This is a genomic window from Porphyromonas sp. COT-290 OH3588 (assembly GCF_000769075.1).
Lineage (GTDB): Bacteria > Bacteroidota > Bacteroidia > Bacteroidales > Porphyromonadaceae > Porphyromonas.
In genome coordinates, this window is record NZ_JRFC01000012.1 from 51,108 (window position 1) to 75,719 (window position 24,612).

Annotated in this window: 15 protein-coding genes and 1 tRNA gene; 11 read left to right on the plus strand and 5 right to left on the minus strand. The window is 49.3% G+C overall.

All coding sequences use genetic code 11. From position 1 onward, the window contains the following. The first annotated feature begins 10 nt into the window (after positions 1-10). The 7 genes from HQ48_RS01780 to HQ48_RS01810 are packed head-to-tail and all read left to right on the plus strand — an operon-like array spanning position 11 to position 7,135. Entirely contained in the window at positions 11-892 is an 882-nt protein-coding gene (locus tag HQ48_RS01780; protein WP_044231406.1) for a DUF2589 domain-containing protein, read from the plus strand. Between the two features lie 28 nt (positions 893-920). Continuing rightward, positions 921-2,072 (plus strand): DUF2589 domain-containing protein, encoded by a 1,152-nt coding sequence (locus tag HQ48_RS01785; protein WP_044231408.1) that lies wholly within the window; start codon positions 921-923, stop codon positions 2,070-2,072. Between the two features lie 31 nt (positions 2,073-2,103). Next, the gene (locus tag HQ48_RS01790) at positions 2,104-2,871 is read left to right on the plus strand and encodes a hypothetical protein (protein ID WP_044231409.1); all 768 of its coding nucleotides are present in this window, start codon (positions 2,104-2,106) and stop codon (positions 2,869-2,871) included. A 45-nt stretch (positions 2,872-2,916) separates the two neighbouring features. Then, positions 2,917-3,867 carry a hypothetical protein gene (locus tag HQ48_RS01795; protein WP_152568286.1) on the plus strand — a complete coding sequence of 317 codons (951 nt, stop codon included), beginning with the start codon at positions 2,917-2,919 and terminating at the stop codon, positions 3,865-3,867. Positions 3,868-3,891: 24 nt separating this feature from the next. After that, positions 3,892-4,110 (plus strand): hypothetical protein, encoded by a 219-nt coding sequence (locus HQ48_RS01800; RefSeq protein WP_044231411.1) that lies wholly within the window; start codon positions 3,892-3,894, stop codon positions 4,108-4,110. A gap of 53 nt (positions 4,111-4,163) precedes the next feature. After that, on the plus strand, positions 4,164-5,291 hold the full coding sequence (locus HQ48_RS01805; RefSeq protein ID WP_081969684.1) for a DUF2589 domain-containing protein: 1,128 nt from the start codon (positions 4,164-4,166) through the stop codon (positions 5,289-5,291). Positions 5,292-5,296: 5 nt separating this feature from the next. After that, a complete protein-coding gene (locus HQ48_RS01810) occupies positions 5,297-7,135 on the plus strand; it encodes a DUF6734 family protein (RefSeq protein WP_081969685.1) in 1,839 nt (612 codons plus the stop codon). Between the two features lie 306 nt (positions 7,136-7,441). Here the strand turns inward: HQ48_RS01810 and secDF are convergent, their stop codons facing one another. The 5 genes from secDF to HQ48_RS01835 form a co-directional block, all read right to left on the minus strand. Next, positions 7,442-10,336 (minus strand): protein translocase subunit SecDF, encoded by a 2,895-nt coding sequence (gene secDF / locus HQ48_RS01815; RefSeq protein WP_044231415.1) that lies wholly within the window; start codon positions 10,334-10,336, stop codon positions 7,442-7,444. A gap of 294 nt (positions 10,337-10,630) precedes the next feature. Then, positions 10,631-12,268, minus strand: coding sequence for a leucine-rich repeat domain-containing protein (locus HQ48_RS01820; protein WP_044231417.1), 1,638 nt, complete (start codon positions 12,266-12,268; stop codon positions 10,631-10,633). A gap of 204 nt (positions 12,269-12,472) precedes the next feature. After that, a tRNA-Asp gene (locus tag HQ48_RS01825) sits at positions 12,473-12,546 on the minus strand. A 461-nt stretch (positions 12,547-13,007) separates the two neighbouring features. Beyond that, positions 13,008-14,468 carry an aminoacyl-histidine dipeptidase gene (locus tag HQ48_RS01830; RefSeq protein WP_044231419.1) on the minus strand — a complete coding sequence of 487 codons (1,461 nt, stop codon included), beginning with the start codon at positions 14,466-14,468 and terminating at the stop codon, positions 13,008-13,010. Between the two features lie 272 nt (positions 14,469-14,740). After that, positions 14,741-15,742, minus strand: a complete 1,002-nt coding sequence (locus HQ48_RS01835) for a malate dehydrogenase (protein ID WP_044231421.1) — start codon at positions 15,740-15,742, stop codon at positions 14,741-14,743. A 1,434-nt stretch (positions 15,743-17,176) separates the two neighbouring features. Between HQ48_RS01835 and HQ48_RS01840 the strand changes: the two genes are divergently transcribed. The 4 genes from HQ48_RS01840 to HQ48_RS01855 are packed head-to-tail and all read left to right on the plus strand — an operon-like array spanning position 17,177 to position 24,565. Continuing rightward, positions 17,177-20,479: a SusC/RagA family TonB-linked outer membrane protein gene (locus HQ48_RS01840; protein WP_044231433.1), complete on the plus strand. Its 3,303-nt coding sequence runs from the start codon at positions 17,177-17,179 to the stop codon at positions 20,477-20,479. 28 nt (positions 20,480-20,507) lie between these two features. Next, complete coding sequence (locus HQ48_RS01845; RefSeq protein ID WP_044231423.1) at positions 20,508-22,055, plus strand: RagB/SusD family nutrient uptake outer membrane protein; 1,548 nt, start codon at positions 20,508-20,510, stop codon at positions 22,053-22,055. Between the two features lie 20 nt (positions 22,056-22,075). Continuing rightward, on the plus strand, positions 22,076-23,197 hold the full coding sequence (locus HQ48_RS01850) for a substrate import-associated zinc metallohydrolase lipoprotein (RefSeq protein ID WP_052408927.1): 1,122 nt from the start codon (positions 22,076-22,078) through the stop codon (positions 23,195-23,197). Between the two features lie 15 nt (positions 23,198-23,212). Beyond that, the gene (locus tag HQ48_RS01855; protein ID WP_044231425.1) at positions 23,213-24,565 is read left to right on the plus strand and encodes a DUF4302 domain-containing protein; all 1,353 of its coding nucleotides are present in this window, start codon (positions 23,213-23,215) and stop codon (positions 24,563-24,565) included. Positions 24,566-24,612 lie beyond the last annotated feature (47 nt).

Sequence of the window (24,612 nt, forward strand, 5' to 3'; positions counted from 1 at the left end):
CACAAACGCTATGGCTAATATAGACACAACCCCCTCTCAGGTTGCGACCTCTGCCTTGCAGGCTATCCCCTTTGGTTCGATCATCGGAGGACCACTTACTGCCTGCATCAATGCTCAGGCTCAAGCTGCCCAAACGACGTGGGAGTTTATCAAGCAGGTAGGTTTGCAGACGGACAAAGAGGGGAATACCAAGGCTATAACTGTCATCTTCGAGTATGTACAGGGAGGTCGTAAGATGATGCTTATCGTCCCATTGTTGACCATTGTCCCGATACCTTATATCGCAATCAATGAGATTGAGATCAACTTCAAGGCTCAGATCTCCGCATCAGCATCCAGCTCAAGCGAAGTGAAGAAGTCTACGGCAGTTGATGCAGGAGCTAAAATCAAGGCTGGCTACAAAGGGATATTTTCTAGGGCCTCGGTAGAGATGCATGCCAATTTCTCGAGCAAAAAAGATTCTAAGGCAACGCAAGAGTCGAAGTACAGCGTCGAGTATACTATGGATGTGCATGTCCATGCAGGTCAAGATAGTATGCCTGCTGGTATGGCCAAGGTATTGGAAATCCTCAATAGCGCAGTGGATACTGTCAATGCCAAAGGTGAACTGACAGTAAGCGATCACATGGTACCAGTCAACCAATCGGTCATCATCTCCTATCGCAACAACACTGGAGTTTGGTCTCCTGCTGATGTAATGTGGCGCAAGGCCACAGATGGAGAGGACAAATGGCAAGGACAAGATGGAGAGAAAGGTGCCTTCGGAGCATTAGCCAAGAAACCTCTGAGGGTATCGAGCAATGGAGAGAATGTAATTGCGACTTTCGACGAAGAGGGGGAATACTATATCAAAGGTGGCGAATGCCAAGCCTTGATTGTAGTAACTCCATAACCCTAACTAAAGAATAGGAGATACGACTATGGCTGAAGAAACAAATCAATCGCAGAACTCTAATAGCTCGATCGACTATGCAGCCCTGCGTAAGGCTACATTAGGTGGAGTAACAGACATCCCTTTCACACACTTAATTAGCGAACCGCTAAGGGCGTGTGTGGCTGCGCAAAACGAGAGCCACCAGACGACGATCGCTGCTCTGAGAGAGATGGGAGTCTTCTCGGGCAAAGAGAATAATCAGGTTGCCTCTTCGGTAGGATTTGAGTTTGTCAAAGATGGGAGGCGGCAGAAGATTATGGTGCCACTCATCACACTTGTGCCAATCAATTTCCTGCAAATCAATGCCGTCAATATCAGCTTTAAGGCAACGATCAAGGCCTCGTCCTCATGGGGAACCGGACCCGGTATTGCTCTTGAGCTGAACAAGGACAAAAAGGAAGACAAGAAAGACGAGAAAAAAGCGGAAGCCTCCGACAAGGACGAGAATAAAAAAACGGGAGAGTCTGCTACGCAGGAGAAGTCGGGCGACAAATCCGATGAAGGAGGCGGAGGATCAGACAAACCGACTGGCTCTGGAGATGATGGCAAGAAGGGCGACAAGCTCGACGGTAAATCTGAGCAAGCAGAGAAAGATAAGGATACATCTAGCAAGTCTGACGAGGGCAAGAAGGCAGACAAGGACGATGACTCCGCTTGGTGGCGTGAAGTAATCAAGTATGGGGGTAAGGCTATCGACTTCTACAAGGACTACAAAAAGTCCAAAGATGCCAAGGAGGCCGAAAGCAAGGCCGAATACTCCAACAAGAAGGACTCCAAGGTAACCCAAGAGTCTAAGTACTGCATCGAAACGACGGTAGACTTTGATATCCACGCAGGCCCTGCGGATATGCCCGGTGGTCTAGCCAAAATTATCGAAACGCTCAACAATGCCATTGTTACCTTCGATCCTGCAGGCGAGCTACAAGTTACTTCCGAGCCTAGCTCTGGTGGGCGTAAACTATTCGTTCGTTACCTCAACGAGGACGGCATCTTGGCTCCCGGAGAGATCAAATGCAGCCCCAACGAGGGCGTACAGCTCGAGAGGACCGACACGGGGGTGACCCTAACCTTCTCCAAGGCTGGGGTCTACAAAATAGAGGCGGGCAAGAAGGAGCAAAGCATCACAGTCGCCGAGTAGCTCACCACTCGGGTCATCACGTATATATCTTATGACAAACCTCAAGCAAGTAATATCATCGGTGCTGCGAGATGTGATACAGGCGCAGCACGAAGCCGCTAGCTACGCTCGTCAGCTAGCCCAATCTAGCCAGCAGACCACTGGGGGGACATTGATCTCCCCAGCGGCTACGGTTGGCGAGCTGACCTTAAACCTGCGCTATGCTATCCAAGACGGAGAGGACATCACGGAGGTTAAGGTCCTCAATGCAGACGTTAGCGACCGGCTCCTCGGCAATATCTCCGAGCAGCTTGCCAAGCTTGTGATCCGCAAGCTGGTTCAGCAGACCCAAACCTCGGGAGTGCCCTACGCACGCAATGGGTTCTCCTACATAGACGATTTAGGGGACAATCGTCGTCTTATCGACTATATCGCCCATCAGATGCTTACTCGGCTCAGAGCCAATGTAGACAAGCTCTATAATCAGCAGCACGAGATAGAGGTTGAGCCTATTGCCGATCAAGTACTAGCCGTGGGTGAGCAGGATCTCTTCTTGCATAGTGATATTGAGGGGCTCTTCGCCCTCTCGGGGGGAGCTGAGCTATTGGCCAAAACTCGTCAGGTACTTGATGATGAGGTCAGCGAGGAGATCCACAAAATCATACACGAGGAGCAGGGCGCTCAGCTCTTCTCTTGTCGTACCGAGCGTTCGTTGCGCATCGAGATCGACGCCGAGCGACTCAAGGATTACCCAGCCGAGGCCATACAGTCTATCACTCTAAAAGTAGTGCCACCACAGCTGTCTGGCCCCAACGTCTAATCTTGTGGTTGCCCTCTAGGGCTGCACAGACACATCAGTACAACAATGAGTAACATATTACCCAAGATGGATATAGGGCTAGCCGATCTGATCAAAGAGGCTCATGTAGCTACGCTCAAAGCTGAGCAGATGGGACTACAAGAGTATTTGCGCATATTGGGCGAGCTTCGTGATATGCCTCCCATTTCTTTCGCTTATAGCGATGAACAGGGGCGTAGGCTACGCCTACAGATCCCCGTCATCACGCTAGTGCCACTGTCACTATTGCGTGTCGAGGAGGCTGAGTTTTCCTGCTCGTGCCGCTTGGATCTAAACACCCAAACTCAGAAAACGAACACTCAGAACGAGGTGCCCAGCCTAATTGGCGAGATAGACAAGTCCCGTGCCTTGACCGAGTACTACGACAAACAACAAGATCAGCGAGTTTATGCTCGTCAGATCCGAGTCTATCAGTCTTTGGTGAATACGAATAAGCTTACCTTCGAGATTATAGATGAGCATGGCAAAAGCTCCTATTACAAGAGCGACCCGACCAAGGAGCTTAAACACAAGCGATGTGTCCTACTCTCTCTAGGTCGGCCCTACATCACACTGTGGGAAGAGAAGCTCACGGAGACCAAACTTAAAGAGTTTGAGTGGAGCAACCGCCTACTCGTTAGCCTCCATGGCGATGGCACTTTTTGGTATCAAGGCAGAACCTATCGCCGCAATAGCAAATCGACCAGAGAGATGCGTATTGAGTTTCCCCTAGATGGCCTGCGCTACGACTATGCACACAAGCATATCGCTTGGCGATTTTTGCTCCATGAGAAGGTTGATGAACCTACAAAGCAAGATGACTCTAGCACTAAGGTGACGATAACTAGCAATGATCAGCTGGCTGAGCAGAGCAACTTCTCATTTAGAGTGAAACTAAAGCAATCCCCCCTCCCCACAGGGTTCGCCGATATATTCAGAGTAATGGGGAATAGTACAAGACTATCGGAAGAGTATTAACCTATTTAGATCCTAAAAAATAGTATGAACGAACAAAGAAGACCCGGGCTCAACTGCCCCAAGTGCAACCGCTTCATCGAGACCACCATTACCGAGCTTATCTCGGCTTCATATATAGAGTGCAAGCACTGTCGCCTCAGACTAGAGATTAATAAACAGGAGTCTAAGCGTGCTCTAGAGATCCTTGGTGATGTAGAGCGTGCCAAGCAGCGTGTACAGGACGCGAGCACCTTCCGTCGGTAGTCTATTCGTCATAAATATCGTAGTCGGCCGTACTACGAATAATAATAAAAGGCATGAGTAGTGTAAACGAACAGATGAAAGGTATCCCCTTTCATCATCTGATCGGTGGACCCCTCAAGGCGTGTATCGTAGCCCAAGAGCAGGCCTCGATGAGCACTTGGCACTATATCAGAGATGTAGGGCTAGAGAGTGGCAAGGAGGCCGTTATGGTATCCTTCTCATTCATCAGCAATGGTTCCAAGGCACACTTGCGCATTCCGTTGCTTACATTGGTTCCCGTGCCTTACTTCTCTATTGATACGCTTGAGATATCGTTCAAGGCCAAGGTAACAGGCATCAACGCTAATGCCTCCAATAGCGAGAGCAAGATCTCTGCTACCTATGCGACGACCTCTAGCGACACGATGACCACCAAGCTCGAGAATACGATTGATGTAGCCGTGCGTGCTACGCAGGATCACGTACCTTCAGGGCTAAGTAAGGTGCTCGGCTTCATGGAACAATCGGTAGCACCAGACAGCATCTATATGCAGCTCAGAGATCCAGAGATCGCTAGAGCTATCTCTCAGGGCTGCGTGAGATCTTTGCCCGAGAAGATTACCCCAAGCTATTCGTTTGGGAGTAATGCCGAGGTCGAGGTTAAGGTTCCGTTGGACGAGAAGAATATCCTAGAGCGTGCTATAATTCCTAAGATCAAAGCACTAGATATACCGCATGACAAGTTCCCATTCTTCAGTATAGATGATTTTGGAGCTTTTTATAGCTTGCATGCCTTCAGATGTACCGGGCTCAACTTGTCCGAGGTGCAGTCTTTTGCCATGAGTCGTCTAGCGGACTTGCACTATCTTGAGCTATGTGGTACGGGGATGAAGCTGGGGCAGGGTCAGCATCGAGCCAATGTAGACTTTGGTTGGCTTGAGCAAGTTCATACCTTGGTACTCTCCAAGTGGGGGGCTGGGTTTATCCCCAAGGTGTCACTGACCTCTGCTACAAGTCTGGCTAGGCTAGTTATCAAAGACTGCGTACACGATGTGGTAGATATATCGTACTGCGAGGGGCTCACGCACCTAGATATCGAGAACAGCCGCATTGGACGGATTGTAGTGTCTAGGACTTTTGAGGAGAAACGCAAGAAATATAAGTACGTTATCCCCGAGGGGATCGAGATTATTAGGAGGTAGTAGCTATGAAAGATCAACAAACACCCCAGTCCGCATTGGCCACACTCCCCTTTAGCCAGATGCTTGGAGATCCTGTGAGGGCTTGTGTGCAGGCACAGGCAGAGGCCGCTCGAGTGACCAAGCAATATCTCAACTCTGTTACCCTACGCACCAATGAGGCGGGGAAGCAGGAGGCCGTGATGATTGCTTTTAGGTATCAGAATGGCACTCAAATGCTGGAGCTGTCAATTCCCTTGATGACCCTTGTCCCTCTCCCTCACTTCTCGGTCGATAGGCTCGATATAGAGTTTAATGCTTTGGTGGATAGCTTCGATGATAAGCATATGACATGCTCATTTGCATCGAGTGGTGCACAGAGCAATAGCGAAGAGCAGCAGACCATCACCACCAATCACCACCTCAAGGTTAGGCTCCAAGCCTCCCAGAATCATATGCCCATCGGGTTGTCTAGATTATTTACTCTTCTAGATGACACCATTGCTCTAGAGCAGCCCGTGCGACCAAGCTCTCAAGCAGATCTCCAGCTCAACACAGATCGGGTCGAGCTCTTTGAGGGGAGTCGTTACCTTCTATATCCCGTGGAGCCCGTTGCTCCAGAGGCATTGTCGTGGAGCTCGAGCGACCCCTCGGTGGTTACTGTCAGTGATCTAGGGGTTGTGCGGACGTATCAAAAGGGAGAGGCTTACATCTTCGTTGAGAGCCGTGAAGCACGTGCTCGCTGTCGTGTGGTTGTTGAGTCTGATCGTACTAAACTGTGCCAGATTTTGTCCGCAATTAAGCTAAACAGCAAGAGGCGAGAGGTAGAAACCCCTCCAAAATCGGCATACACGAGCGCACCACAGAGCGATACTTCTTCAGGAGGGATTAGCTCTATGGGTAGTGGATCGACGACTCTAGAGGGCGGATATGGGCTAGAGCTCATCAAGCGGACGGATGTTGATCAGAGCGCTACATGGTTTGGCCCTAATCAAGGAGGATTGCCCGCTTTTCACGTTACGCATACAGCCCCAGCAATGGCTAGAGGGCAAGAGCCATATATCCATGACTTCGAGCTTCTCTCTACGATCATGTCTGCCTTGCAGTGGCGCAAGCACAACGGGCCGATTCGGCTCTATACCGATAGCTATGGTAGGAGGATCTATAATGAACAGAACATGTCTTTCATCTGGGACGATGGAGTCAATACCGATGTCCTAGATGGCATGCGGGATCAGGTAGATTTCTCTATCTTCTGGGCAGGGGCTAAGCTCTATGCTCTACGGGATATGCAGACGCCCTGCATGATGCTCGATACCGATATGATCGTCTGGAGGAGTCTAAATGGTTCGATTAATCCTAGCTTGGATCAAGTGGTTTGCGTACATAAGGAGTATCTATCCGAGGTTTATCCAAGTGTAGAGAAGCTCAAGATAGCCAAGGGTTATCGCTTCTCAGACCATTGGAAGTGGTCGGCCGAGCCTTTCAATACCGCTCTACTCTACATCTCAGAGCCCAAATTTAAGGACATCTATACCTCCAAAGCGATCGAGTTTATGGTAGGCAACCTCGAGCGAGCCAACGACGACATTAGCCAAATGGTCTTCGCCGAACAGCGCCTGCTTGGCATCTGCGCCGAAAATACCGGGATCTCCGTCAAGACGCTCGTAGAGCTTGATCAGCTACATCAGCAAGACTTGCTCACGCATATCTGGGGAGCTAAGCGAGCTCTGCGCCAATCTTCCGAGCTGGCGGAGGAATTCTGCTACGACCTTGTGGCTAGACTATTTAGGGATTTCAGCAATTTGTCTGCAGAGTTGTTGGAAATCCCTGTGGTGAGGAAGTATTTTATTCGAGGAGTGAAATAATTTCTCAAAACGCTAGGTTATATCATTTTAAATGCCTATATTTGTGATATAGGATTAATCTAGAGTATCAAAGTAATTCTATAACGAAGAGGTGTTGAAGCGCACGACCGACTGTGGTGACTGTATCGTTTTAGTATTAACTTTTCTGATACTCTCCTATATAGGGGTTATGTATGGTTAGCTTTTGCTTGTCTACATAGCCCCTTTCTTTATGCCTCTTCCTTCAGTATCTCTGGATACTAGAATGCATATAGGGCATGTAGCCGTTAGCTACATGCCCTATATGCATTCTGGGGGAGTGCTAGATTACTTCTTCTCTTGGCGACGCTTGGCCACTTCGTAGGCAATAGGTGTCGCAATGAAGAGCGTACAGTATGTACCGAAGATGACACCAAGTAGGATTGCAAACGTGAAGCTACGCATAGAAGCACCACCGAAGGCGAATACAATAGCCATTACCAAGAAGGTAGTGAACGAAGTATTGAGCGTACGAGAGAGCGTTGCATTGAGAGCCTGATTGATGATGCTAGCTCTATCGGCCTTAGGATGCAAGCCGATCTCCTCACGAATACGGTCGAAGACAATCACTACGTCGTTGATCGCATAACCAATGATCGCAAGTAGGGCTGCGATGAAATTCTGATCTACCTCCATTGTGAATGGCATGAACTTCCAAGTAAGTGCGTAGATAGAGATGATCAGCAGTGTCGTCACTGTCACAGATGCAAAAGCACCGATTGAGAAGGCCACATCACGGAAGCGGATCAAGATGTAGAGCGCCATGAAGAGTAGAGCCAAGCCTACGGCAATTAGGGCGCCTCGTTTGATATCATCACTCATACTTGGGCTTACCTTCTGTGAGCTTACAATGCTCTCGTGAATGAAGGTGTCACGATCAGGTGCAGACGCGAAGTAAGGTTTCACTCCTTCGTATAGCTTGTTGGTGATCTCGTCCTCTACGGCTTCGCTATCGTCCTCAATCTTGTAGTTGGTAGAGATACGTACTTGGTCGCCCTCTGTACCGATAGATGTAAGCACGAGCTTGTTGTCGAGCGATGGTGCTAGCGCAGTGCGGATAGCATCGTTGTCTACCTTTTGGTCGAACTTAACAATGTAGTTACGTCCACCAGAGAACTCAATGCCGTTGTTCAGACCTATTGTGAAGAGGCCTAGTAGACCTGCTGCAAGCAGAGCTACTGGAAGAATGTATCCTTTCTTGCGGGAGCCGAGGATGTCGTAGTTTGGATTAACAAGCACGTTGCGAGTGAGAGGCGTGTCATAAGTCACACTCTTGAGTTTCCCCTTCTTGTCGAGTGCTTCGAAGATCATACGAGTGAGGAACACTGCCGTGATGAACGAAGCGATCAGACCGATGATGAGGGTGGTAGCAAAACCGCGGATAGGACCGGTGCCGAAGAAGAATAGTACAATACCAGTGATGATGGTCGTGAGGTTGGAGTCGAAAATCGCACTGAAGGCATTACCATAACCATCTGCGATGGCACGTGTCATATCCTTACCCTTACGGAGCTCTTCCTTGATGCGCTCGTTGATCAATACGTTGGCATCGACAGCCATACCGAGCGTCAGTACAAGACCTGCGATACCAGAGAGCGTGAGTACTGCGTGGAATGAGGCGAGGATCCCTAGCGTGAAGAAGCTATTAATGATAAGAGCGGAGTTGGCAACCATGCCGGGAATGAATCCGTAGGCGAGGCACATATAGATCATCAGCAGCACAAGTGCGATAGCGAATGAAATGATACCAGCCTTGATAGAAGCCTGACCAAGCGTTGGGCCTACTACATTTTCCTGTTCGATTACTACTGACGTTTCCATGCGGCCAGAGTTGAGCACGTTGGCAAGGTCGCCAGCTTCCTCCATTGTGAAGCTACCAGAGATTTGCGAATTACCACCCGTGATCTCTTGATTAACATTGGGAGCAGAGTAAACAACTCCGTCTAGTACCACAGCGATAGCACGACCGACGTTGTCCTTTGTTAGGCGTGCCCACTTCTGTGCACCCTCTGTGTCCATAGACATCGAAACCATAGGCTCGCTATGACCGAATTGATTGCGGATATCGCTAGAGGCTGAAGTCACAGCATCGCCGCCAAGGTCTGGAGTCATGCTGCGGTTTGTGCGGATTGCATATAGCTCGTATAGCTCTGTAGCTTTGCGTGTTTCTGGGTTTTCGATAGGCTTAGCACCCCACATTAGAGTAAGGTCTTCGCGGATAGCACGGTGCTCTTTAGCCACACGGAGCATTGAGTCGATCTTGTCCATATCGGCTTTGCGTGCATACCCTACTACGGCGCCACCACGACCTCCGGGGACGAGAAGAGAGAAGAGGGCATTACTCTGTGCCATTGCCTGTTCGGCAGCCTTAGCTTGGGCCTGAGCGATGGCCGCACTGTCTAGACCCGTAGTGTCAACTGGAGTAGCTGCTGGTGTGCTTAGCTCGCTCAAGCGTGCATTGGCTGCTATTAGGTCGTCAGCCACCTCCTGATAGGTGTAAGTACGCCAGAACTGCAGGTTTGCGCTGCGTTGTAATAGTTCACGTACACGCTCAGGATCCTTCACTCCGGGGAGCTCTACTAGAATACGTCCTTGTCCCTCAAGGCGCTGAAGGTTGGGAGCTACCACCCCAAATCGGTCGATACGTGTGCGTAGTACGTTGAATGAAGCGTCAATAGCGCTATTGTACTTCTCTCTGAGCAGACTGATGATCTCAGATTCGCTAGTCTTAGGATTGATTTGGTCACGGAGATCGCCCGAGCCGAATACAACGGCCAAGTTAGCGTTTGGCTCTAGAGCCTTGTACTGCTTGACGAACTCGTCGATGTAGTCGCCCTGAGAGTTGTTTTTGCCAGCCTGCTCAATAGCCTTCTGGAATGTTGCATCCTCAGGGTTCCCCGCTAGAGAGCGAAGTAGATCCCCGGCATTGAGTCTAAGCACTACGTTCATACCACCCTTAAGGTCTAGACCAAGCCCTATTTGTTGGGCACGTGCCTGCTTGAGAGTGTACCCCGGCATCACCGTTTCGTTAGCCATAGAGTCTAGATAAGCTCTACCTGCTAGCTCGCCCATAGCCTCAGCTTTCTTGTCGTAATGGTTGGTTACGAATGAGAAAGAGAGATAGAACGCACAGATCAGAGCCAAACTCACCGTGACGAAAGTCACAAATCCTTTGTTTTGCATCGTGTACTATTTATCTTTTAGTTTAATTATAATTCTAAGTGTTATCCTCTCTCCTAGAGAGGGCAGTGACTATGGTCTGTGACGAGTATTCTTTGCTCTAAATCACACAAATAGGACTGCTAGTCTGCCGAAGCTCTAGGTGCTACAAGAGCTGGGCGCAAAGTTAGCTTATTTTTTTGAAACATAAGAGCAAAGACCTCGCTCAAAAGCAGATTGTATCTACAAGTTGAGCGAGGTCTTGGGGGAGCTTGCGTGCGGACTGCACATGCTTGTCTAGCCCTAGGTTTAGGGCTTCTAATGAATCATTAGTTTGCTGCTATGCCCAACCGAGCGCACTATGTAGTGCCCATGAGGGAGATGGGCTACTGGGATACGAGCAAATCCATTGTCGTCTGCTCGATGCTGAGCTACTCGTCGTCCCTCCACAGAGAGTATCTGTACGAGCTCTCCTGCGATAGCCCCCCTTACCTCTATATAATCTTTGGCAGGATTGGGGCGAATGGCGAAGCTAGCCTTGCCGTTGATACTTTGCATTGGTGCTGGTGTGCCAGCATATTCGCGACCTACATAGCCCTCCTCATCTTCTTTGCCTCCATAATAGTCGTAGATGCCCCACTGCTTGTCTTGGGCGGCTTTGACCGCTTGATCGGAACAAATATTGGCCTCGGTGTTGGATAGAGTGTTGATGATGTACAGTAATCCCCAGTTCTCTGGCCCTTGTGGCGTGTAGTTCACGAGCTGAGTAATGAGCTTATTTATGGTAGACTCTGAGAGCTTATTCTCGAATAAGAATGCCGTTTGTAACTTCTTTAGTTGGGACATATTGACCTCTGTGATCTGATTCATGGCACAAGAGAGTATGCTCAGCTCAGGCAGATGCGATACATCTAGCTTGGTGAACTTGTTGTCGGCAATGAATAGCTCCGAGAGGTCTGCCAGCTCGGAGGTGTCGAGCTCTATGAATTTGTTACCACTGATATTGAGCGACTGTAGTAGCTTGCTTTGGCTTAGGTCGAGAGAGGAGAGTTCGTTGTTGTCTACGAATAGTCTTTCTAGTGCAGGGTTGAAGATCACTATGATAGACGATAATTGATTGCTCCCTGCATCTAGGTCCGTAAGTTGGGCGTTTTGCCTTAAATCTATAGAGGTTAGCTTGTTGTTGGAGCAGTCTAGTGTGATGAGCTCTGTAAGCATCGACACGTCGAGGGTGCTCAAGTCGCAGCCGTTGCATTGTAGCATGACTAGCTTTGTATTGCCCGATATATCAAGGCTACCGAGAGGGTTGTTGCCGCAGCCAAGCTCTGTGAGGTTGGTTAGAGGGCTTAGGTTGAGGTTAGTGAGCTTGTTGTCGCCCACGAGTAGGCCTGCTAGATTGGTTTGTGCCGATAGGTCGATTTCTGTCAGTTCGCACTCGTAGCAGGAGAGCTCTGTGAGCTTAGTATTGCCGCTGAGGTCAAGCTCCGATAGTGGGTTCTTGTGGCAGGCTAGAGATTCGAGATTTGTGTTTGCTTTCGTATCTAGACGGCTTAGCTCGTTGTTGTAGCACCATAATTTTTTGAGTTTTGTGCATTCCCCTACGTCAAGTTTCGTTAGGCTATTGCTTGTGCACTGCAGTTCTTCTAGCTTGCTTAGGTGGCTTAGCTCTAGGCTTGTTAAACCAGCTTGATCGCAGTAGAGTACAGTTAGGTCGCCTTTGATCGTGATAGTCTGGGAGGTAATGGTGTAGTTCTTGCGCTGGTTCAGAGCGACAGGCTCCGCCAATCCTTCTATTTCTACAGGGCCGAGGGCAGAGATGCGTAGGTTGATTTGCTTTCCAGTGGGATGAGTAGTGACGAGTTGAGCCTGCTGGGCATACGCCTTGCCGAGGCCGACTGTGCAGATTAGGGCCAGTATGACTAGGCCAATTTTGTTCCAGAAGTAGTGATGGTTCATACGCAACTAGGGTTTGTGTAGTTTAATATCAAATGTTCTTTTGCCTGCTTGGGTGCCTTGATCAGGCTCGTAGGACAAAACATAAACAAATATATAAATTTTCTCTGTGTATTTTCATCTTATTTGCCGTATTTGCTGGGAGGGGACTAGGTATAAGTAGAGAGGGTTTCGTCAAGACTTGTCTGACGGAACCCTCTCTACTTGCGGTATGGACGGGACTCGAACCCGCGACCCCCTGCGTGACAGGCAGGTATTCTAACCAACTGAACTACCACACCGTTTGCTCTCTTGAGGAAGCATGTCCTCTCGTTTGCTCTGCAAAGATAGAGCAAGTTTTTCGTTCCTGCAAAATCTTTCGGTAGATTTTTTTGACCCTCTCTATAAGATAGTAGGGTACATGCTTAAAAATCAAAATAATAATAAGTCTATTCTTGGTAAAAAAAACTTATTGTCGGACTGTGATTGCCCTTTGTTTGACCCTAGGGAGTGTATCATTCAGGCCTCTCTCGAGGGAGCGTATATGGCTAGAGCTTGCGAATCTCTTCAGAGGTGGCCTTACCCCCACTATATATTGATCGTAGGAAGTTCCTATTCCCTGCTCCCTGTCTGTCCCTAACCCTCGGTTCAATAATTAACTTCCTCCACTTGGCGCCATAGAGCAAACCAAAGTGGAGGAAGTATGTATTCGTCCCTATCAATCTGTGCTAGAGTTTAGGTGCAGCCTTGGGGACGATAGTCTTTACTTGGCTACGGGAATAGCCTTGAGGACCTCTAGCAGATGACGCCACCATAGATCTACAGTCTTGATCTCGATGCGCTCGGCAGGAGAGTGTACGTCACGTAGCGTTGGGCCAAACGAAACCATATCCAAGCCGGGGAATACATCGAGGATAAGACCACACTCTAGGCCAGCGTGGATAGCCTTAACTGCTGGTTCTTTGCCGAAGAGCTTGCGATAGGTCTCGGCGGCCACTTTGAGGATAGCGGAGTCTGCGTTGGGCTTCCAACCGGGATATGGATCACGGATATCGGCCTTGGCACCAGCTAGCTCAAATACTGAGCGTACCATCTCTGCTGTGCTATTGCGTAGTGATTCGGTAGAGCTGCGCTGGCTTGTTTCTACTCGGATCTTGCCGCCGTCTACAGTTTTGATGGAGGCTAGGTTGTTGGACGTTTCGACGAGGTTCTCTAGTTCGTGGCTCATGCCTAGCACGCCGTGTGGGCAAGCGTATAGTGCACGTACGAGGCGACCCTTAGTTTCGCAGTCCATGATGAACTGTGGAGCCTGTACCTGCTCTAGGATTAGGTCTACATTTGGATCTACACGCTTTAGTTCGTCCTTGACGTTGGCACGGAGCTCGGCCAGTAGTTGCTCAGCTTTGGCCTTGTCGGCAGCCTTGATGCCGAAGGTAGCATGTGCCTCACGTGGGATAGCATTGTGCAGATTACCCCCGCCGATCTCTGCTAGAGCCCAGTCTAGGTTGCTCTCTAGGGCATATAGGTAGCGAGTAAGCACCTTATTGGCATTGCCTAGCCCCACGTGGATATCGCCACCAGAGTGACCTCCCTTGAGGCCAAATACCTTCACGTGGAAGAAGGAGTAGTCCGTCGTGGCGGCTGTGTACTTAGGCTCAAACATGGCGATTACACCCATACCACCAGCGCAGCCGATGAAGAGCTCTCCTTCGTCCTCACTGTCTAGGTTGAGTAGGATCTTGCCGTCGAAGAAGCCGGGCTTGAGGTTCATAGCACCAGTCATGCCAGTTTCTTCGTCCACGGTGAAAAGACACTCAATTGGTCCGTGCTCGATGTCGTTTGAGGCTAGGATAGCAAGTTCGGCAGCACAGCCGATGCCGTTGTCCGCTCCTAGCGTGGTGCCGTCTGCGTGCATCCACTCACCGTCGATGATCGTACGAATGGGGTCGGTGTCGAAGTTGTGCTGTGTGCCTGCGTTCTTCTCGCATACCATATCTACGTGGCTCTGTAGGACTACGGTTTCTCTATTTTCGTAGCCGGGTGTAGCAGGCTTGCGGATTACGAGGTTGCCTGCTTCGTCTTGCTTATATTCTAGGTTGTGTTTCTTGGCAAAGTCTAGCAGGTAAGCTAGGATTTTTCCCTCCTTCTTTGAGGGGCGAGGAACTTGTGTAATCTCGTGGAAATACTTCCACACAATCTGAGGGTTCAATGCTGTAATGTCCATTACTAATTTGAGTTTTAGAGGTTGTTATCTCACTAAATAAACAAAGGTCTAGCCTTCATTCCTCGCAAATATAAGTAAAAATGACGAGGTTTTGGCTTTGATGTCCACCGATTTGTTTCTAACCCTCCGTCTTTGGTGTGTGTGATTTAGGAATTATCCACTGATATTGGTGCTGTTTTTATGAATTAGAGTGAGCAATCTCCCCAACTCAAAACCTTATAGCCGAGGTTTTGAGTTGGGGAGATTGCTATGATAGATCCAGATCTAGAGGACTATAGGTTAGGATTAACCGTCTTCCAGTCGGCTACGGCTGGGATCACGCCCATGCCGATTACCTCGTCACGCATCTTCACTAGATGCTCGTAGCTAGCCTTGAGGGCGGCCTTCTCAGCCTCTGTACCCTTGATGTCGGAGCTATAGCGAACGCCATCTTTGTCGATGATTGTTTCCATGCCCATTACCACGTTGTCGAGCCCGGGTAGGCTCACGAAGCAACCTGCTGGCCATGTGAATGGCTTGCCGCCCATAGCTGCAGCGATCATCTCTATAGATACGTATGCTGGGCTCTGGAACGAAGAGCGACCACGTAGCTTGATGATGTTGGCTCCACCCTGAGTAACACGCTTCTTGAGGGCTTCCCACTCCTCGCTGGAGAGCTTGTCTGTACCGATGAGGTTGGTGAGAGGCTCGCCGGCTACCTTAGCTGTGCTAGCGAATACTGCCATAGCCTCGCCATGGCCACCGTATGTACGTGCTCCCTCTACTTGGCTCTGCTGTATGCCGAAGTGCTTGGCTAGTTCGCTTTGTAGGCGAGTAGAGTCGAGGGCGGCAAGGGTCGTCACTTGGCTAGGCTTGAGGCCAGAGTGTACGAGGGCTACAAGACCAGTGATGTCTGCGGGGTTGAAGATGATCACAAGGTGCTTGAGCTCGGGGGCATAGGCCTTGATGTCCTTGCCGAGCTGGGCAGCGATCTCGCAGTTGCCCTTGAGTAGGTCCTCACGTGTCATACCTTCTTTGCGAGGAGCGCCGCCCGAGGATACCACGTACTTGGCGTCTGTGAGTGCCTCCTTGATACAGTCTGTGAATGTTAGGTTAAGCCCTTCAAATCCGCAGTGACGGATTTCTTCAGCTACCCCTTCTAGTCCTTGTAGGAATGGGTCGTAGAGGCAGATGTTGGGTGTTAGGCGCATCATGGCGGCTGTCTGAGCCATGTTTGAGCCGATCATACCACCGGCACCGATGATAGTCAGCTTGTCTTGAGATAGGAAACTCATAACCTTAATTTATTATGTGTAAAACGTTTGTTCGCTTCGTTTTGAGCTACATATTAGGGCGTTTGGCTGCTTGTTTCTCGGGATTGTATTCCCCGACGAGGCTTCCTTAGTCGTCCTGTTCATTAACCTAATGACAAATGTAGCGTTTTTTCTTTAATGCTTTGACCAAGTGCAAGGGCTTGGTGGGTGCTAGATGCCATTGGGGCCACAAATCGCAGGTTTTGTACTGGTCTTTGCCATAAGGAGGGGGGCAATCTGTCCGATCTGCACGTGCTTGAATCTGCTTTTTGGTTAAAGAGTGTAAATGAATTGCCTTCATTTTGGATAGGGCGGGGGAGTGGCTTATGTGGTTTGGTAGGCTGGGTAAAGAAAATTGATGGGAAGATTTGTTTAGATTGGTGGGCTAATTGGTCGAGATGTGTCCTACAATCCTCCGAGATTGATGGGAAGAAAATCTCGGAAAAGTGCCGTAAGCGGATTGAATCTCTCAAAGAGTTGTTTTATAAGTCTGATTATCAGTGTTCTGTGAAAGGTTGTTTTAGGAGGGGATTTTCGTCTTTCTAGGTTATTTGTGCCCCAAAGAGCTCGGACGCAATACAGAGCCTGCTAGAGGGCAAATATGAGGTCGGGCCATTTGTACCCTAGCCATGAGAGGTTTTCCCATCAACATTCTGAAAATCGAATGAAAATATAAATTTTGGGGTTTCAAGTATATGGATTGGCTCTCGCAAAGAGTTTTTGTAGTCTGAGGCTCTTGGAAAGAGTTTATTCTGTCGGATATTCAAGCTGTATTTAGCTATTTTAGACGCTTTTCTGGTGCTGCGAGAACTTTTTACCCACAAACTCAAATGACTTGGGGGGATTAAACAAATAAAGTTATATTTGCAGGTAGGTTAAAAGATTCGAGAAGATTTATCGATGCTGGTTTCAAAATAGAAAGGCTTGTGTGTGTCGAGTTTTATTTTGTCCTGCTGGGTGTTTAACTCGCTGATGATAGGGGTAATATCTCAGTCTTGGGGTTGGGCCTGATGTGGGAGAATACTTGAGGCGGCATACGGGTTAGATGAGATTTGCAGAGAGAAACTCCTTGGGTCCATTGGTAATGAGAGTTGTGAGCTTTGGAGCTCTAGAAATTGAATCAGGTAAGTAAAAGAAGTAGATTATCGAGATAGTCATTACATATCTATATGTAAGGTTCGCCAAACTCAGTGAGGCATTCGGCAGAGTTGCCTAACACTTGCTTTGGGGCTAGCAGTTGCTATGGGTTACATTCGCTCCAGAGTGTTAGGAACGTACGAGTTTGAGCTCTCTTTCATTGTAACCATAATTAATGTACACATATTCACCATTTAATAATTAATCAATTAGCTTATGAACATTACTAAGTACTTAGGCAAAGGTTGGTTATCAAGTTTTGGTATTTTGAGCCTCGTGATGGCTCTAGTGCTGGGGCTGGGTAATCAGTCTTATGCTCAGACCACCTCTGGGCGAACAGTCAAAGGGAAGGTAGTTGATGAGAGAGGAGAACCCCTAACGGGTGCTTCTATCCGCATCGTGGGGACGACATCTGGTGTGTCAGCCGACCTAGACGGTGCGTTCACCCTAACTCTACCTGCCGGCAAAAACGAGCTTCTGGTTTCCTTCGTGGGATACAAGGATCAGAAAGTCGTAGCCAAGAATGGCATGACGATTAAGATGCAGCCAGATAGCCAAGCGCTCTCGGAGGTCGTGGTAACGGGTATGGTCGCCACAGACAAACGCCTCTTTACTGGTGCGAGTGATAAGCTGACGGCCGATAAGGTCAAGATGGATGGTATGCCAGACGTGAGTCGTGGCCTAGAGGGTCGCTCGGCTGGGGTTTCTGTACAGAACGTGTCTGGTACATTCGGTACCGCCCCCAAGATCCGTGTCCGTGGTGCGACCTCTATCCTTGGTAGCTCTAAGCCCCTATGGGTTGTCGATGGTGTGATCCAAGAAGACATCGTGCAGGTAGGCGCAGACGATCTAAGCTCTGGTGATGCTACGACGCTTATCAGCTCGGCTATCGCAGGGCTCAATGCAGACGACATCGAGAGCTTCCAGATCCTCAAGGACGGTTCTGCAACCTCTATTTATGGTGCCAAGGCTATGGCTGGGGTAATCGTGATCACGACGAAGAAGGGTCGCAAGGGTACTAGTTCGTTCTCCTATACAGGCGAGTTCACCTCTCGCCTAGTGCCTAGCTACCGTGACTTCAATATCATGAATTCACAGGATCAGGTGGATATTTACAGGGAGCTAGAGCGCAAGGGGCACCTTCGCTTCGCCGAGACCTATCGTGCTGGACGTGGCGGTCTGTATGCCAAGATGTATCAGCTCACGCACCAGTACGACCCTGCTACGGGTAAGTTCGGTCTAGCCAATACACCCGAGGCACGTGAAGCCTACCTCAGAGAGGCAGAGCTACGCAATACCGACTGGTTCGACGAGCTATTTAGCCCAGCAGTGATGCAGAACCACTCTGTAAGCATGACCTCTGGTACAGAGAATAGCCAGACCTATGCTTCTCTCTCGGTAATGACTGACCCGGGGTGGATGTATAAGAGTAAGGTAAGCCGCTATACGTTCAACGTCAATACGACATACAACCTTTCCAAGAACCTATCTCTGACTGCTATCGGAGGTGCGGCTTATCGCAATCAGACTGCTCCCGGTACTCTCGGAGCTGCTAGCGACCCAGTAAGTGGGGAGGTAACTCGTGACTTCGATATCAACCCCTTCTCGTATGCGCTCAATACCTCTCGTGCTATTGCGCCCGACGATTACTATACCAACAACTACGCCCCCTTCAATATCAAGAATGAGCTCAACAATAACTATATGGAGCTCAATGTGATTGACTTGAAGTATCAGGCTGAGCTTAAATGGAAGCCCTTCAGAGAAATGACGGTCACAGCACTCGGATCGCTTAAGTACTCGACTACGGGCCAGAGGCATATGGTTACGGAGCACTCCAACCAAGCACTTGCATTCCGTGCTATGGGTGACCCCGAAACGCAACGCAACAACCCATTCTTGTACAAAAACCCAGACAAGCTCAATGAGCTGCCCAATACGATCCTGCCACGAGGTGGTTTCTACAATATGACCAACTACAAGCTCTTCAGCCAAGACTTCCGTCTATCGGCAGCCTACAACACAGAGCTTGCAGGGACGCACATCATCAACAGCTATGCTGGTATGGAGGTCAATGCTCAGGACCGTACACGTGACGCAGCTGAGGGTTGGGGCTTGCAGTATGACAATGGCGAAAGACCTTTCTGGGATTACCTAGCCTTCAAGAAGATGAAGGAGGACAATCAGGACTATTACCTACTGTCCAATACCTTCGGTCGTACCGTTGCCTTCTTCGCCACAGCTACCTATTCTTATAAGGGTCGCTACACGCTGACAGGTACAGGTCGCTACGAAGGGTCCAACCGTCTAGGTCGTGCCCGCACAGCTCGTTGGTTGCCTACTTGGAATATCGCTACTGCATGGAATGCTCATGAGGAAGATTTCTTCAAGAATTATCTCAGCAAGCACCTCTCGCATCTGACCTTCAAGGCTTCTTACTCTCTGACTGGTGATGCTGGTCCTACATGGATTACTAACTCGCTTGCCGTGATCGGTAGCTCATCTCCATGGCGCCCTTCTGCTCCCGAGACAGAGAACGCCAACGAGATAATCTGGCCAGAGAATAACCAGCTGACCTACGAAAAGAAGCACGAGCTCAACGTTGGTGTGGATATGGGCTTGCTCAACAACCGCATCAGCATCACAGCAGACTGGTATCAGCGTAATAACTTCGACCTAATAGGTGTGACCAACACGGTAGCTGGTATTCGCTATGGCAACGTGGCCTCCATGAAGAGCCATGGCTTCGAGCTCTCTATCTCTACCAAGAATATCCAGTCCAAGCGTTTCAACTGGACGACCGATTTCATTTTCGGTTACAACCAGACCGAAATCACAGACCTAGATACTCGCTCGAATCTCTTCAACTTCATCAATGGTGTCGGTTATGCACGCAAGGGCTATCCTGTGCGCGCCCTCTTCTCTATCCCATTCGAGGGATTGAATGATCAGGGTCTGCCAACCTTCAAGTTCATCGATCACCATATCAATCAGGATAACTATCGTCTGATCAACTTCCAAGAAAGACAGCATCTGGGCTTCTTGAAGTACGAAGGGCCTACGGACCCAACGTTCAATGGTAGCTTTGGGAACATCTTTACATTCGACAACTTCAAGCTCAACGTCTTCGTTACCTATTCAGGTGGCAATAAGATCCGTCTAGACCCTGTCTTCCGAGCAGTGTATAGCGACTTCGGTGCTACGCCCAAGGACTTCAAGGATCGCTGGACTATGGCAGGCGAAGAAGCTCGTACCGATATCCCCGTGATCCCATCACTAAGCGACAATAGAAACTTCCAATCCCTCAATGTCGGTTACAACGCCTACAACTACTCTACGGCACGTGTCGCAGATGGTACGTTTGTACGCCTCAAGGAAGTTAGCCTCTCTTACGATCTGCCCAAGTCTTGGCTGAAGAATATGATCATCAAGTCAGCTTCTCTCAAGGTGCAGGCTACCAACCTAGCCCTACTCTACGCCGATCCTAAGCTCAAGGGACAAGACCCAGAGTTCTTCCGCTCGGGTGGTGTAGCCGCTCCTGTGCCCAAGCAGATCACAGCTACGCTGCGCATTGGATTCTAAGTCACATTCAACTAAAGCATTTAATCAGATGAATAAGTATAAAAGTCTATTGGCGGCACTCGTGCTAGGAGCTGGATTTACGAGTTGTAATGACTTCCTAGATACGCTACCCGACCGCCGAACTGATGTCAACTCTCCAGAACAAATCCGTACGCTACTAGTGTCTGCCTATCCAGAGTACTTGCGTGCAGGATTTACGGAGCAGCGCACGGACAACGTTACAGACCGTGGGGCCGAGTTTGCCCCCGGGGCGGCTCTCGTGCAAGAGAACTATTTCTGGCAGCCCGTCACTACGGTCAGTCAAGATACGCCCAACGCATTCTGGAGCGGACAGTACACGGCGCTAAGCCACGCCAACTTCGCAATGGAGGCTATTGAGAAACTTGGTGGAGTGAAGAAGAATCCTAAGTTTGGTCCTCTCATGGGTGAGGCTCTCTTGTGTCGTGCACATGCCAACTATAGCTTGGTAACGACTTTCGGGCAGGCCTACAATTCGCAGACAAGCAATACTGATCTAGGGATACCTGTCTTCACCGAGCTAGAGCGTAACTTGTACAACGTATCTACGAAGCGTGTGCCCGTTGCTCAGAACTTCGCTCAGATTGCCGAGGACATCGAGGCTGGTTTTCCCCTAATCGACGACTCAAGCTACGGAGGTAGCGTCATCAAGTACCATTTCAATAGGCGTGCTGCAGCGGCTTTCGCTGCCGAGTTTTATCTCGCTTACGAGAAGCCAGAGAAGGCACTTGAATATGCTAACATCGCTCTTGGGGATAGCCCACAGTCTGAGCTCCGTAACTGGACGGTTTTTGGCAAGCTGCCCAACATCGACGACCGTCTACGTCGCTACATCTCTTCCGAAGAGCCTGCAAACCTATTCATGCTCCCAGCTACGACTAATCTGATCTTCAACCTCTTCAACGAGAGATATGCTCACTCAAGTGCGCTAGCTAAGGCTCAGACGGTGGACTCTCCCGGGCCTTGGGGGGATCAGCTGCCTCACTTCAGAGGACAGATGTTTGGTCGAGGCATGAACTTCCTACCTAAGATCTGGCGCATCTTTGTTTATGAAAACGTACAAGCTGGTACTGGACTTAACCACGGCGTCTACGTGATCTATACGGTAGATAAGGCACTTCTGGCACGTGCTGAGGCTTACACTCTTATGGAGCAGTACGACAAGGCCGCAGCCGACCTCGCCATGTGGTACAAGTCCAAGGGATCGACTAAGCAACCTTCTGCACAAGAGATAGCAGACTTCTACGATCCAGAGAAATACGTGGGGGAGGCTAAGGTAAATATGCTCAAGACCCTTGCCAAGCCTCTGAATCCTAGGTTTGCCAAGCCACTACAAGGGGGCTTGCAGACAGGACTTATCCAAGCTGTCCTACACGCTCGTCGTATCGAGACCCTACACGAGGGCACTCGCTGGGACGACATCAAGCGCTATGGCATCAGGATCGAACATGAAGTTTCGGGTGGTACATCTGTAGTACTAGAGGAGCACGACCTGCGTAAGGCTATCCAAATCCCTGACGCAATCGCATCTCGTGGCGTAGCTCCAAACCCTAGATAATCACTAAACATACTGCGACAATGAATAAATTCATTTTTTCTGCTCTAGCTGGAGCATTGAGCCTCTTGGCTATAAGTAGCTGCGGTAAGGAGAAACTCGAGCCACGTGCACCTCGTGTTACCTCGCAATATGAGTCTTCTTTTGACCGATGGCTCAAGGATAACTTGCTTATCCCATACAACATCGACTATAAGTATCGATTCGAGAGCAATGAGTCTACCAGTACTGGTAACAATGTTGTACCCGCATCTCTGAGAAATGGGATCAACATCGCTCGTACACTCAAGCACACTTGGTTGGGTTCCTTCGATGAGCTCGCAGGTGAGCACTTCATGCGCTTGTACAGCCCTCGCATCATTACTCTTACGGGGACGCCCACGGTCAATGACGATGGTACGGTTACACTTGGTCAGGCCGAGGGTGGTCTAAAGATCTCTCTGACCAATGCTGAGGCTTTTGATGCAAGTAGCGTGGACAAGCTCAACGAGCTCTTCCTGCATACGATGTATCATGAGTTTATGCATATCCTGCACCAAAATCGCATCTGGGACCAGAACTATAGTCTGCTCAGTGCCTCTGGTTACACAGAAACGGGCTGGCAGAATAGGCACAAAACCGAGGAGTATGCAAGCCTAGGCTTCGTGACCGCTTACTCGGCCCGTAACCCAGAGGAGGATATCACAGAGGTAACGGCGTGCTACATCACATTCAACGACGCTCAGTGGAAGGAAGTGAGAGATGCTGCGGGTACCGAGGGTAATGCGATCATCGACCGTAAGATTCAGATCATGAAGGATTATATGCTCAAGGAGTGGAAGATCGACATGGACGCCCTCAAGGCTACGGCTACCAAGCGTGCTAGCGAGATCGCCAAGATGAAGCTCATTGAGCCCGAGTGGGAGGAGCTAATCAATGATCAGCTACGTGCCTTCACCCCTCTAAGCCCCAAGAAGGCGCAGCAGAGAGAGCTGATCATCAATGCCCTGCTGAGAAACCCCAAGCAGCTGCACGGCTCGGACCACAAGACTGGAGGTCATCTGTGTCAGTTTGCCACTCAGTTTAGATCGGAGATTGCAGAGGCCGCTGGCCGCTCAGGCTCCTTGCAGATCGAGGGCGGAGAGTATCATGTGTTGAATAACTAATAAGTCAGAGAAGACATGAATCTTAAAATAAATTTCGCTAAGAAGCTAGTACTTGCAGGGCTGCTTACCTTAGGTGTTGGCTTGACGAGTTGCCGTTCGGATAAAGATCTTTTTGATAAGTCCCCCGAGGTTCGTCTAGACGAAGCTCAGAACGAGGTGCTTAAGTTGCTACACGGTAGTGAACATGGTTGGGTACTACAGTTCCAAGCAGGTGAGAATGCTCGCTTCGGTGGTTTCCTCCTAACTCTTAAATTCAATGACAAGGGAGAAGTGCTCGTGGGCAATGATCTGCTGCGCGAACAAGGAACCAACGATATCTTATTTGTCAAGAGTTTGTACAAGATTGGTGGCGATCGTGCTGCTACCTTGCGTTTCGATACCTTCAATGAGGTGCTCCACTATTTCTCTCGTCCTGACATCAGAGGAGGTGGAGGCCCGGGTAAGGGCTATGAGTCCGACTTCAACTTCTTAATCCAAAAGATCCATGACGATAAGAAAACTATTGATCTGATCGGAGAGAAGCGTCGCACTATGGCTCGACTCGTGAAGTTAGAGATGCCCATGGCTGAGTATATCGCCAAGGTTCTTGAAATGAGAGTTGTAATGCCTAACTACGAAGCTCAGTCAGATAAACAGAAGCTAGGCTTTACCGTGGAGCTAGAAGGCAAAACTTACACGTTTATGCCCAAAGCTAGAGGAGTTGACACCTATGTGGTGTCTGCCGAGGGTGTCAAGGAATTTGAGATGTCGTTTTGGCATACTGCTCAAGGGATCAGCTTTGCTCAGCCTGTAGCTGGAGTCACAGGGCTCGTTTATAACGCCGATACAAAGGAAGTGACGACTAATACTGGAGTTAAGATCGTAGAACTCGAAGACAAAGCTCTCGCTCTTTATAAGACTTTTGTAGGTACATATAAACTTGAGTATACTTACACGGTGAACCAGCAGGGGCAGAAGCGCCAAGGTTCTGTGGATATTACCCTCGAGCTTAACCCAGACGTCACCTATGGATACAAGGTTGGGGGGCTTGGCTTCCGAGCTGTGGCTCGCTTCAACAGAGATACCCAGACCCCAGAATTCCATTGGCAGGAGATTAAGGGTCTAGATTTGAATCAAGATGTAGAGGCGGTCTACTGGGGACCTCTACAAGGCGATAGCAATTTGATTCCTCATGAGGCCGCAGGTATGTATTTTGCCCCAATTGAGGGAAGCAATCCTGCTGAGTATGTCCTCAAGGGGAATAGAGCAACTCCCGAATCTGATAGGTTTGCGTTTCTCGTGAAATATAAGGATGGGAAATGGGGATTAACTAGGCTCTCGCAGTCCCTACCTGCTATCATGGAGAAGATGAAAGTTACTAGAAAGTAATCTTGTTCTAAGATAAAATCCTATTTCAGTAAGGGGTTGGGTCAATT